This is a genomic window from Cognatishimia coralii, from assembly GCF_037478305.1.
In the GTDB taxonomy this organism is placed as follows: Bacteria; Pseudomonadota; Alphaproteobacteria; order Rhodobacterales; family Rhodobacteraceae; genus Cognatishimia; species Cognatishimia coralii.
Map to the genome: position 1 here is coordinate 65,951 of NZ_JBBGAZ010000013.1, position 15,910 is coordinate 81,860.

At 55.9% G+C, this 15,910-nt stretch carries 14 protein-coding genes; 9 read left to right on the top strand and 5 right to left on the bottom strand.

Translation table 11 applies throughout. The features are described from left to right. Positions 1–70: 70 nt before the first annotated feature. The 3 genes from WG622_RS16730 to WG622_RS16740 are packed head-to-tail and all read left to right on the top strand — an operon-like array spanning position 71 to position 2,483. The gene (locus WG622_RS16730; protein WP_339404558.1) at positions 71–889 is read left to right on the top strand and encodes a BrxR family helix-turn-helix transcriptional regulator; all 819 of its coding nucleotides are present in this window, start codon (positions 71–73) and stop codon (positions 887–889) included. Between the two features lie 28 nt (positions 890–917). Then, positions 918–1,124 (top strand): WGR domain-containing protein, encoded by a 207-nt coding sequence (locus WG622_RS16735; protein ID WP_339404570.1) that lies wholly within the window; start codon positions 918–920, stop codon positions 1,122–1,124. 57 nt (positions 1,125–1,181) lie between these two features. Continuing rightward, positions 1,182–2,483 carry a competence protein CoiA family protein gene (locus tag WG622_RS16740; protein ID WP_339404559.1) on the top strand — a complete coding sequence of 434 codons (1,302 nt, stop codon included), beginning with the start codon at positions 1,182–1,184 and terminating at the stop codon, positions 2,481–2,483. Positions 2,484–2,663: 180 nt separating this feature from the next. On the opposite strand, the gene WG622_RS16745 is transcribed toward WG622_RS16740, so the two are convergent. From WG622_RS16745 to WG622_RS16760, 4 genes are all read right to left on the bottom strand, one after another. Next, positions 2,664–4,385, bottom strand: a complete 1,722-nt coding sequence (locus WG622_RS16745; RefSeq protein ID WP_339404560.1) for a UvrD-helicase domain-containing protein — start codon at positions 4,383–4,385, stop codon at positions 2,664–2,666. Further along, the gene (locus WG622_RS16750; RefSeq protein ID WP_339404561.1) at positions 4,382–6,121 is read right to left on the bottom strand and encodes an ATP-dependent nuclease; all 1,740 of its coding nucleotides are present in this window, start codon (positions 6,119–6,121) and stop codon (positions 4,382–4,384) included. Before WG622_RS16750 ends, WG622_RS16745 begins: the two co-directional genes overlap by 4 nt. A 175-nt stretch (positions 6,122–6,296) precedes the next feature. Continuing rightward, complete coding sequence (locus tag WG622_RS16755; protein ID WP_339404562.1) at positions 6,297–6,866, bottom strand: PIN domain-containing protein; 570 nt, start codon at positions 6,864–6,866, stop codon at positions 6,297–6,299. Continuing rightward, positions 6,863–7,327, bottom strand: coding sequence for a helix-turn-helix domain-containing protein (locus WG622_RS16760; RefSeq protein ID WP_339404563.1), 465 nt, complete (start codon positions 7,325–7,327; stop codon positions 6,863–6,865). Before WG622_RS16760 ends, WG622_RS16755 begins: the two co-directional genes overlap by 4 nt. 627 nt (positions 7,328–7,954) lie before the next feature. Here WG622_RS16760 and WG622_RS16765 point away from each other — a divergent pair. Further along, positions 7,955–8,323, top strand: a complete 369-nt coding sequence (locus tag WG622_RS16765) for a phosphoglycerate kinase (protein ID WP_339404564.1) — start codon at positions 7,955–7,957, stop codon at positions 8,321–8,323. A gap of 125 nt (positions 8,324–8,448) precedes the next feature. Beyond that, positions 8,449–10,314, top strand: a complete 1,866-nt coding sequence (locus WG622_RS16770; protein WP_339404565.1) for a ParB/RepB/Spo0J family partition protein — start codon at positions 8,449–8,451, stop codon at positions 10,312–10,314. 255 nt (positions 10,315–10,569) lie between these two features. Here WG622_RS16770 and WG622_RS16775 read toward each other — a convergent pair whose 3' ends face one another. Further along, complete coding sequence (locus WG622_RS16775; RefSeq protein ID WP_339404566.1) at positions 10,570–10,797, bottom strand: DUF6429 family protein; 228 nt, start codon at positions 10,795–10,797, stop codon at positions 10,570–10,572. Positions 10,798–11,194: 397 nt separating this feature from the next. Between WG622_RS16775 and WG622_RS16780 the strand changes: the two genes are divergently transcribed. The 4 genes from WG622_RS16780 (at position 11,195) to repC (ending at position 15,783) form a co-directional block, all read left to right on the top strand. Continuing rightward, a complete protein-coding gene (locus WG622_RS16780; RefSeq protein WP_339404567.1) occupies positions 11,195–11,533 on the top strand; it encodes a DUF736 family protein in 339 nt (112 codons plus the stop codon). Positions 11,534–12,047: 514 nt separating this feature from the next. Further along, positions 12,048–13,265 (top strand): plasmid partitioning protein RepA, encoded by a 1,218-nt coding sequence (repA, locus tag WG622_RS16785; RefSeq protein WP_339404568.1) that lies wholly within the window; start codon positions 12,048–12,050, stop codon positions 13,263–13,265. A gap of 73 nt (positions 13,266–13,338) precedes the next feature. Then, the gene (gene repB, locus WG622_RS16790) at positions 13,339–14,334 is read left to right on the top strand and encodes a plasmid partitioning protein RepB (protein WP_303963267.1); all 996 of its coding nucleotides are present in this window, start codon (positions 13,339–13,341) and stop codon (positions 14,332–14,334) included. A 165-nt stretch (positions 14,335–14,499) separates the two neighbouring features. After that, entirely contained in the window at positions 14,500–15,783 is a 1,284-nt protein-coding gene (gene repC / locus WG622_RS16795) for a plasmid replication protein RepC (protein WP_339404569.1), read from the top strand. The last annotated feature ends 127 nt before the right edge of the window (positions 15,784–15,910 follow it).

A 15,910-nucleotide genomic window follows, 5' to 3' on the forward strand; every position in this document is an offset into this window, starting at 1 on the left:
TCGCACCAATAATTTTTATACGTATAATTTTTATATGGACATTTTTGCTGAGTCAAGTTAGGAATGAAACATGGCTTTTGACGACCTTAAACATGCCCAAAAAGAACGTCTCGAGTACCTTGATCGCCTGCTGTTTTGGGATGGCGCGGCAACACGGAGTTCGCTTGTCGATCGGTTCGGCATCTCGAACCCGCAAGCAGCGCTGGACTTCAAGATGTACCTACAAGCCGCAGGCCGCGAGGCGCTGAAATATGATGCCTCCTCGAAGCGGTATCTGGCGACCGAGCGCTTTTCCCGACTAAGCGGCGAAGCTTCCACAGACGAGCTTGAGGAATTGCTGGGGGGTCGACGCGGGGCTCTGTATGATATGTTGCCTGACCTACAACGCACACAGAATGTCCGAGTATTTAGACCTCTTTATCGCGCCGTTCTGGCCAACGAGGCTATCGAGATCGTCTACCAATCCATGCGCGACCCGGAACCTGAAACGCGTTGGATTGCGCCACTCCGTTTTGCTTCTGATGGTGTGCGCCTCCATTTGCGGGCATGGTGCTACACTCGGCAGGGATTTCGCGATTTCATACCCTCACGCATTGATGTGTCCAGGTCTTTCATCAACCGACGAGCCGCGTCGGATGTGCCCAAAGATGACGACTGGTATTCCTGGGCGATTTTGAAACTGAAACCACACGACGATCTAACGGATGATCAAAAGAGGGTCGTGCGCATCGAGTTTGGTTTTGATGGAGATTGTCTCGAAATTCGCATTCGCAAAGCGTTAGAATTTTACACGGAACGAAGATGGGGCCTCGATCAGGAAAACCCGCGGCTTAAATGTGTATCTCGTGACTATGAGGCCATGACCGAGGATGAAATCCATGAGGGTTGATCTGGCACGAACCGATCCTGACGTGAATATGAACAGGTTCTATTGCGTTCAATTGACACGGAGTCTCTTTGGGGAAATCGGCGTTGAACGACAATGGGGTCGACGTGGCACTTTTGGAAGGCGGCGCCTTGACTGGTATGGGAATGAGAGGGAAGCCAAATCGGCACTTTCAGACCTCGTGAAAGCGAAGATGTCTAGAGGATATATGTTGAGAACGGGAGGCGCTGTCCGGTGACGATAAGGAGGCTCAAAAACATCACGACCGACCAACTATGACCTTAGCGTTGATGCCATGCTCCGCAAACCCCGCCGCATAATCGAGGAAGTGATCTTCGAGAGTTTAGGCCCGTTGTCGGCTCGCGAACTGCTCGCCATGCCGCGCGAGGGTTGGGAAAGTTTAAGGGCGGGCATCACCGACCACCGGAGCGGTAAATGCGGTCTGGTTGCTCGGTGTGTTGCCTGTCATGGACAGATCTATATTTCGACTTCGCATGGGCGGCCTTTCTTCGCCCACTACCAAGGCGCCGATCCGCGTTGCCCATGGTATTCTGGGAAGAACGTGCACCCGAATGACGTTCGGGCGGCGCAGTATCGTGGCCATCAAGAATCCGAGATGCACCGGCGCATGTGCGAACTGATCGCGGAACTCGCTACTCTGGACGAGCGATGTGAGGAAACAAAGGTGGACGAATATCTTCCCCCGACACAGGGCAAGCACGGGCGCTATCCGGATGTTCTGATTGACTGGCGCGATTTCGGACGGTTCGCCGTTGAGTATCAGATGTCTCATACCTTCCAGACCGAGGTATCGCAGCGGTGTGTTCACTACGACCGCGAAGGCATACCCTTGATGTGGGTTTTGTCATCCTTCGATACTGAACGCGTGCCGCAAGCAGTTTCGGATGTTGTGCATCGGCACAGGGGCAATGCCTTTGTCCTCGACCAGCAAGCGGTCAACGCATCACGCGAACAACGCACACTAGTGCTGACCTGCTACATGTCTAACGGTCAGGGATATGACGCGCCTGTCTTAATCCGGTTCGACGAACTCAACTTTCCACAATCCCTATTACCCTACCTTGAGGATCGCCTGGTGGGGCCGCTACTCGAGCAAATCAATTCGAAGCGTTTGCCCTACTTCCGTGCCCTGCGAGCGTGGGGTGATAAGATGGGCAGCTTGCATTTGACCGAACTGGAAAAATTTTCGGAACGTCAGCGCATCGACCGCCTAGTCGCTGCCGCGTTTTCCATCGTTGCGGAAGCCGCTGGAAAACCCGAAAATTTCGCAAGCGATCACCCAAATATCCGGGGGATGTTAAACACATTCCAGAACTCCGGGTCGCTCGCTCCTTATGCAGCTTTGCTGACCACCTTGATCGAAAACACCTCACAACACACGCTGTTGAACGGAAAGGTTGGGGAACATCTGCAACGGTCGATCAACGGTCACAGGCTTGGCCAAGTAGAACAGGTCGACGAGCACTCAGCTGAGTGGAAACTGCTTCGTAGCCTACTTCCCGAAGCGCTGGATCCGTTTATTCGCCAGCGACTGATTAGTGCGGAAAAGTTGCCTGATTGGGCGCAAAATAGTTGATGAAAAACATGCTTTTGCGGTTGAACCACCTTTCAGAGCGGAGGACCGTTGTGAGGCAGTGATTCACGAGGTGATACTGTTAATCAGCAAGGCATTGTGGGGGTCGGACCGCCTTTCAACCTACATCTTCAGACTAAGTTGTCTCTTCAAGTTAGCCATGCAGGTTTTTTTGAGGCAAAATTACTTACCTGCCTTGGTGAAGCCGAGCGCATCAAGCTTGGGAGCGAACTCCCCAATATTGGTTGCCGGAACACCTAAAATAAATAGATCGCGTGCTCTGGTGAGCGCTACGTAACCTATTTTGCCGACCTCTGTCGTTGTGCCACCCAAAAATTCATCGAGATGAGAACGGTTGCAGATGTAGAGGACGCCCCTGATGCTCTCCCCTTTTACTTTGTGAACGGTTGAGACGCGAAATTTTGGCACGTCCTCCCCCACTAAATCTGCGGGTTGGATAAGTGGTCGGTTGAATATCTTCCGTCTCGCCAGCTTTGCTTTCCAATTGCCCCGAGTCTTCAAACCATACTCCGCTGAAAGCATGGCGAGCATGGCTTCAACCCGCAACAAAAGAGCGGGCTGCCAAGCGGTGTCTGCTATAAGTGACGCGGATGGCAATCCGGCAGTCGCATCTTTCACGAATGTCCACAGCGTCCTTCGCAACATCTGAGAACTCCGCTCGTCGCGGCTGCGGCTTACTAGATCGGAGAGCAAATCGCCATGATTATCATCCAGCAAGCCAATGACGCCAGCGCAGCAAAGCTTGAAGGCCTCATCAAAGCGACCAAACTTGTCCCGCTGGATCGCGGAGTCCACGAAGTGTCGCAGAACGCCCTGTCCCTGATCATCCTCACCGCCGGCCCAATCGTCCGCCCATTTCGCCGATCGGCAAAGTACAGCCGCGTCGTCAGCTGGAATACCTGCATCGCCTAACAGCGCTGCAAAGGATTTGAGCGCACTGTTTTTCTCCTCCTTCTTGTACGTAAAATAATACGCACCCGACGAAATTTCTGGTTCCGTGCGCTCGGGTTTGTCGTCGCGCCCAGAGAGTTTGTTCGCGATCTTGACGATGCTCGGGACCGATCGAAAATTTGTCTCGAGCGTTCGGACGTCGACGTCATCACGATCCGCATATTGCTTGAGAAACGCGCCGGTCGCGCCGGAAAATTCGTAGATACCCTGATTCACATCCCCGATAAGGGAGACCTGTGCTCCGGCACCTTGTAGGGACATCAGGATCAATTGATGCAGCTTTCCGATGTCTTGGGCCTCATCAACAAGAATGTGTGGATAGCGGCGTGCCAAAGCGCGCCGGATCAGTGGTTGGTTCATAAGGACTTTCAGCGCCCAGATGTTTCCCAAAGCATGCGAATAAGCACCGACCCCTGCCAACTTCTTGATCGCCTCGGTAGCTGTTTTCCGATCAACGACAGTTTTTGCCCGCCCGACTTCAAATTGAAGACCCTCGCCCTTCACGACAACAGGCTGAAGCGCTGTTGTTGGTTGCGGCCTCTTTCCGTCCCAGACGCTGAAATTCGTTAGGAAGGGCTCAGTGCCATGCACGAGGAAGGGAGTTCTAGAACATCGCATGACGAGATGTCCGTGCGGTCGGATAATGTTTGAGGTGACGAATGCGTCGACCGTGGATATTTCGACGCCGCCTGCGCGTTTGCTTCCGGGTTCTGCCTGTAGCAACGCGTCGAAATCTCTGTTGAACGTGTCAACGGCTACGTTGGAGAACGACAAAAGCGCAACGTGGCCGTGCCTATCGTTGAGCTGCTTTCGCATAGCCGCGAGTCGCCGTACTGCGGTCGCGGTCTTGCCGCTACCCGCGCAGGCAGTGACAGCCATAGGGTTGAGCGGCGCCTCAATGATCTCCCGCTGCTGCTGAGACAGTTCGATCATGGCTTGCAGGCATGCTTTACGGCATTGCTGATATAGCTTGGAACTTCGATTTCCAGATTGTTATCTTCAATTTGCGCCGCGAGAGCTTGTGCGAATGCGCCCTTTTGAACATTCGATTTACCTTTGGGTCGTTCGAACATGCCCGTGAACAATGTCATCGCTTTGTCTCGATCATCTGCCTTCGATTTGACCTCGGATTCAAGATCGGCACCGATTTGAGGATGCAGATCCTTTAGGGCCGACAGCATGGCCATTCTGTTCTTTTCGTGAAGCGCAAAATCGTACTCAAAGGTCTTCTGGCCGTGAAAGACTTTGACGAACTCGTCCTCTCGCCCCTTCATCAATGCCGTATTGTTTGAGACCGTGATGTTCTCGGTTGCGGATGGGTAGTGAGGCTGCTTGTCGCCTTTGGCATCGACGATGACGGGATCTGCGTCTGTGACGACGGCAACAGGTATCTTGATCGCAGTTTCACCGAACAAGGGCATGAAGGAGTCGAAGTTCAATCCTTCGACGCTGATCAAGCTGACCCCATGGTTGCGCAGATCACAGCCCATCCTTTTCGCCAATAGATTGACCATCAATAGCTCGGCGGTACCTTCGACGAAGATGACGCGGCGTGCGAAGAAGAGTTCAGCACGTGTCACGTCAAGATAGCGCTTCAACTTCTCTTTTTTGCCCTTCCCAAAACTGACCGACCTGGGATGAAAGACCTCAACATCTGCGCCTGTTTCGACTAAGCATTCGATGGCGTTCAACTCGGCAATGCTGGCGAAGTTTGGAGAGTGACTTGTCACAAAAACTTGGACGGGTCGCTCGCCCGCCTCGACTTTGATGTCTGACAGATACTGCAAGAGTACAGCTTGTAGTTGAGGGTGCAGATGCGCTTCGGGCTCTTCTACGATCAAGCTTCGGTAGGCCGAGTCCGCGTTTTTTGCGAGTTCGCTTAAGACCACCGCCATGAAGATCAAGTTGTTGTAGCCAAGACCGTTACGTTCGATTTCGAAGCTGTCGACCAATAGCGATAGGCGCGAAGCAAATTTCGTGAAGTCAGAACCGCTCAGCTCGACCGCCAGAATCTGGGACAACTGATCGCCCAGCATGCTGTTGTGGCGTCCAGTGATGGCCTCTTGTGTTTCAACGATCGCTTTGAGCGCCTTAATTTCTTTGTCGAGGTCTGCGAGCTTTTTGGAGATTTCCTCTTTTCCAGCGTCATCCGACAGGAGATGCAGCAAGCGCGACAACTGGCTTGAACGGCTCGGACGAAGGCCAAACTCTGCATCACGCAGTGGCTGTAGATAAACGCTGCGCAAGTTTTCCAGCATGGTTGCCGTCAATGCGATGTCATTATGGAGGCCGCAAACTTTTCTCGACCTTAGCCGTCCGGACTTATCCGCATCGCAATAGGTCACTCTGAGAAGGGCCTCAGCCTGCCCAGCACTATCAACCTTCAATCCATGCAGGAAGTCGGCTTCATCGTCGAGAGACAGGTCCTTGAAGATATAGTCGAAGACAATATCACCCGACGCTGTGCCCCCTTTGGGGAGATGAATGTCATCGACGCTGAAGCGGGGATAGGGGTCATCGGTTCCGGCGAGAAGCGATCTCAGAGCGTCAACAACTGCTGTCTTTCCGATATTGTTCGGGCCAACGATGATGTTAAGCCCTGGCTCAAATTCTATAGTTGCAGATCTTATGCGGCGAAAATTTCTGATCGTGAGTGACGCAAGATACATTAGATCCCTTATGCGGCGTAGTTGCCAGCTAGTTTTTGCTCTGTTTGCCCTAAATGCATACTTTAGGGGTTTGCATGGCAGGCCCAATCGAAAATTTGGTCTGCTGCCTTCTTTTGAATTACTCTATCATCGGTTGTTCTTTTTCGCAGCTCAACCATTTATTGGGTTGTTTTTCCTAAATTAATTCTTTGAATTGCTCCAGTTCGGCCGCCGTCGCGACCAATCCCTGCTGAGTGAGGATCGCGAGGTAGTCTTCGGCGGTGAACGGGGGATTCTTCAAGCGAGCGCGAACCTTTCGCAGCGCTGAGCAGAACAGGCCCGGCGCGAGTGCTAGGTGGTTGCTGAGGAAGTCGTCCGGATGCAGCGTTTCGATGCCGTAAGGTTCGAGGGCTTCTTCGGGGAAGTCCTTCAGGTTCTGCGTCACGATCACATCGCATCTGCCGACGATGGCTGCCGCCAGAACATGCCGGTCGTCGGGGTCGGGCAGGTCGAGCGAAGGGATCAGGGCTTCGTAGCCTGTAACCAGGCAATCCCGTGTCGCCTGATTCATGAGATCTCGTGTGCGCTCGAGTGCTTCGCGGTCTCTTTGCGGCTCGTTGCGCATCAGAGCGTCGATCCACTCACGGTGGATGTCTTCCGACCATTTGGCCTTGAAGATATCGGTCACGGCGAGCTGCATGAGCACGTCACGCATCGGCGCTGGATAGAGAACGTTGGCGTCGAGAAGCGCCGTATAGTGGCTCATGGTTTGCCGTAACCCATATCCTGCTCTTGCGCTTCAGCTGCCAGCTGGTCGAGCACGCTTTCCCGTTCGGCATCGATTGAGGCCTTGTAGGCCATCACATCTTCCATCCGGATACGGCGGTGCTTACCCACCTTGCGGTGCGGGATCTTCTGCTCATCCAGGAGCTTGATCAGAAACGGGCGGGAGACGTTCAACACATCAGCTGCCTGAACCGTGGTCAGCTCGGCATTTTCGGGAATGATCGTGACCCCCTGCCCCGCTGCCATGGCTTCCAGGATATCCATCAGAAGCGCGACCGCGCCTGCCGGCAGTTCAATCGGTTCGGCCTGCTCCCCATCAGTAACGCGCAGCTTGAGAGGCGCCTTGCTCCGTGCATAGCGCGACAGGAGCTGCCCGGATGCGCGTGCGATTGCGGCCTCCTGGGCGCTCGGGGGCAATTGCCGGTGAGCCATCATGTTCATGAGCCATCTCCTATGCTGCGAACCTCAATATAAGCTTAAACGCAATAAATGCAACAAATGAATTAAGTGTAGTTCGCGCGTTGTGTGATGAATCTGGTTGTTAGAAATGATTGGCTTGGCACGCCAGCGCCCAGGCGCTGTCCAGGCTCTTGGCTGCGCCCGGAGCCGCGTGACTCGCGTCTCCGCCATTCGGTAGCGATCCTTCGTGCATGTAACAGGTGAGATCGCGGGCGAGACCGCGATCGCGTGATCCAGCGGTCAGCCCGGTCTTCGCTCTGCTCTAACCCGGCTGGCAGGTTTCCAATCTTGGATTCCGCCTGCCATCCGGCCAGCGCCCCGAACAGGGGCTCTGGTGTCGCGTACCGCGCCAGCCTCCACGGAGAAATCCGGTTCCTCCCACGCGAGTGCGCGGGTCCCTCCCGATTTCACCGCTCCGGCCCCCTGTGTCGGGTCGCCGTCCGGTCGCAGGAGGGCTGTCGCCCTCCCCTGCTCTGCCCAGCCGAAAAGCACGGGGGCTTTTCGGACTGACAGATCAGTCGAAGCCTCCGCCACTGGCGGAAGCGGGCAAGGCCGAAAGGTCACAAGCAAAAGATGCCGCGCCGCTCTAACCACGAAAGGAGCAGGCCAATGGGCCTTGATCAATACGCATATGTCAAAACCCCCGAGAGCGGAGAAGAAGGCGAAAGCCCGAAATTCGTCTGGCGCAAGCATTCCAAGCTGCAAACCTTCATGGAGGCGCTCTACACCGAGCGGACCGGGCTTTCGGCTTCCGATCTGAACTGCGGTGAGTTGAAACTGGAACCCGCCGACATCGACACGTTGGAACAAGCCGTGAAGGGAAGCGCCCTGCCCCATTGCGAGGGCGGGTTCTTTTACGGTCACCAGTTTCAGGACGAGCAGGCCACCGAATACCACGACTACGATCTCGAGTTCTGCGCATGGGCGCGAGCCGAAATCGCGCAGGGATCGACCGTGATCTATTCCTGCTGGTGGTGATGCCACCGGGGCCGGAACCTCAACCGTTCCGGCCCCCCCTCCCCTACCCCATCGACAAAACCAGCCGCCGAGCGCCTGTGCTGCGCTCCGAGCGGTCCTGACATCTATCCGAAAGGACAAAACCAATGACCAAGCAACAATCCATCCAGACCGACACTGCCAGCGCCGTGATCCTGCAAATCCCCTTGGAGATGCTCTACATCTCTGATCTTAACCCGCGCAAAGCGGTCTCCGAGGCGCATATCGAAAGCCTTGCCGACAGCGTCGAGCGATTTGGCCTCATCCATAATCTCGCAGGCCTCATGGACGAGGACGGCAAGGTCGGCATCGTCGCGGGCGGATGCCGCCTCCGCGCCATCCAGATGATTGCGGATCGGTCCAAGACCCATCCCTTCACCACGGTGCCGGTCAAGCTGGCGGCTGATGCCGCCGAGGCCGAGGATTGGGCCAGCGCCGAGAACGCCGCCCGAGAGGACATGACCCCGGCGGACGAAATCCGCGCCTTCGGTCGCATGAAATCTCGCGGGGCCAGTGTGCCGGAAATCGCCCTCGCCTTTGCCTTGACCGAGGCCCGCGTCTATCAGCGGCTGGCGCTTGCAGGCCTGCCCGAGCCGGTGCTGGACGCGCTGGCAGCGGGTGAGATCAGCCTCGGCACCGCCAAGGCCTTCACCCTTTCCGATGATGAAGCACTCACCCTGAGCCTTCTGGATCAGGTCAAAGGACAGGCGGTGTCCGAGAACGCCATCAAGAATGCGCTGCATCCCGACGCCATCAAGGCCACGGATCGCCGCGCCAAGTTCGTGGGCATCGAAGCCTATGAGGCCGAGGGCGGCACGGTCACGCGTGATCTCTTCTCAGGCGAGGTCTACCTCGCCTCCCCTGCCCTTCTGGATCGGCTGTTCACCGAGAAGCTGGACGCTGCCCGTGCCGATCTGGTCGAGACCCAAGGCTGGGCATGGGCCGAGGCACGGCCCGAGGCCTGGCTCAACTACTACGAGTTGGATCAGATGAAGCTGGCCCGCCTCTACCCTATCGAGGGCGAGTTGACCGAGACGGAGGCGGAGGAATACGATGAATTGGCAGAACTGGCCAATGGTGGCGTTCTGGACGCGGATGGTGAAGCGCGGCTCTCCGAGTTGCAGGCCCTTCTCGGCGGTGACTATTCCGAGGATCAGAAAGCCCATGCAGGCTGCATCATCCTTGTGAATGGCTCAGGCAAACCCGAGGTCACAGCCGGTCTGGTCCGACCCGAAGACAAGAAAGCCGCCATCGAGGCCGGTGTCCTGCGGGCACCGCAGACCACCAAGCCAGACACCCCGAAATCGCCCTACTCGCAGAAACTGATGGCGGACATGCAGGCAATCAAGCTGGCTTCGGTGCAGACAGCCCTTCTGGCCAAGCCAGAGCTTGTTCTGGACCTGCTGGGTTTTGGCCTGTCCGAGGCGTCGGGCAGCTTTGACAGCGTCTTCGGCATCCGGCTCGACCGCCCGACCAATGCACCAAGCGTTGAGGATGGGTTTGCCCGTGAGCCGCGCCTTGAGCATGGGATTGACGCCAGCGAATATTGGCAGAAGGGCACCCGTGTTGGCGATCTGTCCGAAGCCTTCGCCACTTTCCGCGAGACTGGCAAGAAAGCCCGCAACGCCAAGATCACAGAAGCCATCGCACGCACCCTGCCCTATCGCGCTGGCGGCGCGGAGTTCTTCGGCCTGATCACGGACGAGGCCGGGGCCGATATCCGCAAGCACTGGACGCCCACGGCAGAGAATTTCTTCTCGCGGGTCTCAGCCGGTCATCTGGTCGATCTGCTTTGCGAGTTCCTCGATTGCGATGCCCGCGACGAGCGTGTCGCCGGTTTCGCCAAGCTTAAGAAGGCCGAAAAGGCTGAGAAGATGGAAAAGCTCGTAAGCGACCCCACCACCCAGAAGCTCATGGGCCTGACCTCAGAACAGAAAGCCAAACTCGACAAATGGGTGCCCGACTGCACCTGACGGCTCCTTCGTGGGAAGGACCAACTGGCCCCGCTTCGGCGGGGCTTCTTTTTTTCCAAGTGATGTCCAGGAGCAGGGCCTGAAAAATTGCCCGGCGGCGGGCAGAAGGCCGAGCCCCCTGCCCCGCCGCCGGACCGGCGCTGTCCGCGCAGGAGCACCGCCTAGGCGGTGCGGGGTTCAGAAGCTACGTGTCTTGGGATCTGATCGTTCTGTTCTGTTGCCCGATAGATTGAGAGATTCAGGCGATGCTCTGTTTCAGCGTTTGCCGAATTGCTCTTCCAGCACGCGTTTGGCCAGTTCCAAACCTTGCTCTGTCAGAACGAGGGACTTTGCTTTGCTTGCTGGGTTTTCGATCAGGCCTTTCTGAAAGAGCCGATCCGTGATGTCCCAGTCTATCCCCTTCCAAACCCGCGACCCGTCATAAAGTGTCAGGCTGAGAATGGCCAATACGGCGGCATCCAGTTTGTCGGTGTCTATGTCCATGCCTGTACCCGTTATTCACCTTCGTCGCTGCATTTGATGGCGAAACCGGTGCTGACGCAACGCTACACACTCGACGTTCCGTCTTGTTCCGTCGATTGTCGCGCTTTTTGGTTGGCGTCTCTCAGCACCTTTAGCGGTCCAGTTATCGCAACCGTTTCTGGCATCATGCGTGGTGCCTGCGATGCTCCTTTCCTCGTGTTGCATGACATGCTGGTCGCAAGGTCTGTCCTGATCACAAAGGGCGGGCGTCAGAATTGTCCCCTGCCCTGCCGGGCATTCCGCGCGGAACAAAATTCAGCCTCCCTGCCCTTCTCCGCTGCGCTTCGCCATTGGTGTGTTCAGGCCTTTGGCCCTTGCCGGGTGACCATCATTGCAACACCAGAAAAGGAGCAAAGCAATGACCACCAACTGCATCAAATTCGAAACCGCCGACATCGAGACCGCCAAAGGTGTAGGTTCGATTTCCACCCTGACCTTCGACATCGACATCACCGCCGAGCCGGTCACCAGCGACAATCCGATGGCCCCCACACATCGTGTTCTCGGCCGTTCGCCACGTGGCCGCTTGGTCGAATGCGGCGGTATCTGGAAGAAGCAGAACCGCGACACCGGTGCCGACTACTTCACCATGAGCATCCGGGACTTCGGCTTCAACGCCAATCTCGGCAAAGCCGCAAACCAGGATGATGACACGGTTCAGGCGGTGATCCCCTGGGGTCCGCGTGAAGCAGCGTAGCGATAGAAAGCTGGCCGGGATCCTCCCGGCCAGCGTTGTTCCAGGAGAGAATCATCATTCCGATTCTGTACAAAGAACCTGATTCAAGATTTCGCGCCCTGCGGAAGAACTCCGGATTCACCGACATAGGTGCCGTAGAGCTTTGCGCTCGTAGGTGGGCGATTGATAGGATCCGTCTTGTTGCGCGTTCTGAAGTGGAAACGTTTGGCTTGAGCGATTGAGTCGAGAGTTTGACAGCCGTGCAGAACTGTAAAACACATTAAAAAACAATGTGATAAGGAGTTTTAGGTCAAGCCAGATGAGCTCGAGACGGTCAAGTCAAGGCGCGCAATCGCTACATATAGCGGTCGAAATATTGCCGCCCACTCGCTGTTGTGCCAAGGTCGAGAGCAGGTTCAACATCCGCACGCCTCGTTTGACTCAGAAAAAATCGTTGTGGATAAGCTGGTTCCAAGGTAAATCACAGTTTAAGGAAAGAAATCGCACTAAAAGCGATATTAAGCGAGGCGGCAGTATGAACGAGACGGCGTTCAGGGACCAAAAAGGCGAAATCCCATTTGATGAGGTCATCCTCCAACAGGGAGAGTTGATTTCTGATCGACTCAATATATTGCGCCAAGAGCAATATCCACCGGATGCACAAAAGGGTCTTCGGCAGTTCACTCTTGCAGAGGTTGCCTATTTTCTTGGTGTAACCCAATCCACGATCAAGAAACTGCACTTGGAAGGTAAAGGGCCCGAACCCGAAACCTCTTCATCGGGGCGACGCTCCTACACCGCTGAGCAGATGTTGGAACTTCGGACCTATCTTGATGAGCACGGGCGTCCTGGTAAGCGCAGTTACCTACCCCATCGGACCGCAGACGAGGATCTCCACGTCATTTCCGTCGTGAACTTTAAAGGTGGTAGCGGAAAAACGACCACAGCGGCTCATCTGGCTCAACACCTTGCCCTGAAGGGCCATCGCGTGCTGGCCATCGATCTTGACCCTCAGGCTTCGCTCACGGCGCTGCACGGCATTCAGCCCGAATTAGACTCTGTATTGTCCCTTTATGAGGCCCTGCGGTACGACGAGGAAAGGTGCTCAATTCGGGAGATTATCCGACCCACAAACTTCCCGAACCTCGACATCGTTCCTGCGAGCCTGGATTTGCAGGAGTACGAGTATGACACGCCCGTCGCACTAACTAGCCGGGACCCATCAGAGGGACGGACCTTCTTCACAAGAATCTCGAATGCTCTGAAAGAAGTCGACGATCGATATGATGTCGTGGTCATCGATTGCCCGCCACAGCTCGGTTATTTGACTCTAACCGCGCTTACAGCGTCTTCATCGGTTCTTGTGACGGTTCATCCGCAAATGCTCGACGTCATGTCGATGAGCCAGTTTCTCTTGATGCTTGGCGGCATTCTTCGGACGATCCGGGAAGCTGGTGCCGAGATGCGACTGAAGTGGTTTCGCTATCTTGTGACTCGCTTTGAACCGGTCGATGGGCCGCAAAAGCAGATGGTAGGGTTCCTTCAGGCAATGTTCCCGGAACAAATGCTCGAAGCAAACATGGTCAAGTCGACCGCCATTTCGGACGCAGGGATCACAAAGCAGACGCTCTATGAGGTTGAGAGATCGCAGTTTGTCCGGGCGACCTATGACCGGGCGATGACGTCACTTAACGCCGTCAACGATGAAATCGCAGGCTTGGTTCATCAGGCATGGGGGCGTGAACTCCCATGATTTTGACAGCCGTGCAGACAGTTTTTGACAGCCGTGCAGACCGGTCAAAACGCTCCAGGATTGGGAGGGCAGAATGGCAAGAAAAGATCTTTTGAAATCCGTGATCGATCAGCCAACCGAAAAACCAGTGGATGGTGGACGATCCAGCTACGCCATGCGTGGAGCGTCAAAATCGATGAAGGTGTCAATCGACAGCCTCGCCGAAAACTCGAAGCGCCTCCTGGAAGGCGAAACCATTGTCGAAATTGATCCGAACATAATCGATGCCTCATTCGTCAACGATCGCCTCAGTGGTGATGATACCGAATTCGAGGAGTTGAAAACGTCCATTGCGGCTGGGCAGCAAGACACACCTGTGCTTCTACGCCCCCATCCCGATCACGCTGACCGCTACATGGTCGTGTTCGGACATCGCCGTGTGCGCGTGGCACGTGCTCTCGGTCGTCTTGTGCGCGCCGTCGTCAAAGACATGGACGATGAAGCACACGTGCTGGCGCAAGGGCAAGAAAACACGGCGAGGGCTGACCTATCGTTTATTGAGAAGTCGCTTTTTGCCAAGAACCTCCTGGACCACGGACAAGACAAACATGTCATCCAGAAAGCGCTCACGATTGACGGAACGCTTTTGTCCCGGATGCTCTCAGTTGCTCAGACCGTACCTGGGCATGTCATCGATGCGATTGGTCCAGCCAAGCAAATTGGGCGAGATCGTTGGGAGGATTTCAAAAAGCTGATGGCGGTCAAAACCAATCATGGGATTGCAGACCGCATTCTTGGCACAGACGGGTTTGATCAGCTGGACAGCGATACAAAATTCGAAATTCTGCATAGCAAAATCGCCGAGGCGGGCAGGGGACCTAAACGACGTAGTGCGAAAACTGCCCCAGCCAAGCGAACTTGGACAGCCGGTGAAGGCCGAATCAAGGGGGTGATCGGGCGTAGCGGAAAAGCATACAACATTTCGCTCACATCAAAGGATTCCGCGGCATTCGGGGATTACCTCGCCGGGAAGCTTGATGGCCTTTACGCGGAGTTTCTCACTCAGACCGAGGAGAGTTCATCATCATGACCTGAGGCAAAAGAAAAGCCCCCAAGCCGATCCGGCCCGAGAGCTTATCCGATTAGATTAGACACCTACTGGATACCGCTCCCGCGAATCACTGTCAACGAAAGAACGTCGTTTTGGCGAACGGGAATCTTTTGCCTCCGCAAACCAAGGAGGTGAAATACAGGCATGACACAGAGTGGTTGGCGCAAGCCGACGCCGGGACTCAGCATTGCAGAGCAGCATGCGAGAGCCGGCGAACAGAGATCTATTCCTAAATCAACGGCCTTCGTGGCGGTTAAACGGGTTGGTGCCCATATCGGTCTCAAGGCTGGCGACATGCTGCTTCTCGACACGCTTGGAGCCTTCACACAAGCCCAGGACTGGGAAGAGGGGCAGCGCCCGATCGTCTGGGCGTCGAACGCCTATTTGATGGAGCAGACAGGTTTCTCGCTGTCCGCGCTCAAGCGCCATGCGCGCCGATTGGCCGAGATCGGGGTGATTTCCTTCAAGGATAGCTCCAATGGCAAGCGGTGGGGCCACAGGGACGCTGACGGGCGCATCATCGAGGCTTATGGCTTCGATCTGTCGCCGCTGTCGGCCCGTGTCGAGGAATTCGAGCACCTGCAGGCCGAGCTGCAGGCCGAGCGTGAGCTCTGTCAGCGCCTGAAGCGCCAGATTACGGTTGCACGCCGTATGATCCGCGCCCGGATCGAAGCGGCGTCTCACGCGGCGTTGAGAGGGCCCTGGGAGCATCTTTCCGGCTTGTTCGAGGATCTTCTGGACCGCCTTCCGCGCCGGAACACAGCCTCTGAGACGCTCGAGCGGCTCCTGGCATGGTTCAGGGAGCTTCAGGAGCGCGTCGAGGCGGCCTATTTCAAGGCAGTTCGTGTCGGTGAGGTTGTGGAGAACACGGTTGAAACCACCGAGCAAGCCAGTGAAAAGACTCAAGAAATGGACCCCAGGGAGGTCAATTCTGAACCTCACATACTAATTACAACTCAACTTAATCCTGTAACCTGTAATCGCTCAGAAACTGAGCAAGCGGCGGGCGTGGTGCCCAATGCGCCACCGGAAGAGCGGGTGGATAGGGAGTTGGAAGATTGGGTTGCCGAAACGCGCAAGAAACGCGGTGCAGCGCTTGATTTGCCAACGGTGATGCAGGCTTGTCCTGAATTCGCGTCCTGGGCGCGCAATATGGGCGGTTACCTTAAGGATTGGGGTGATCTGCATCGGGTTGCAGGGCAATTGAGGCCGATGATCGGCGTTTCAGAGCATGCCTGGAACCTCGCACAGGACCGGCTTGGGCCTCAAATCGCCACGGCGGCGTTGGTTCTGACCTTCGACAAGCATTGCGCTGGCGAAGTGGCGTCTCCGGGCGGATATCTGCGGGGCATCGTCCAAAAAGCCGGGGCAGGGGAGTTGCATCTCGAGCGCAGCTTCTACGGTCGACTTAGCGAGCAAGCCGCATGATTAAAGCGTCCGACCGAAAGATTGAATCATTTGGGATTCCCTTGAGGCTTGATTTGTGATTCCTCTTGTTTGGGAGGATGGATCATGCCAGCACCATTGCCGGATGCGCTTCGGGCGCGGTTTCAGA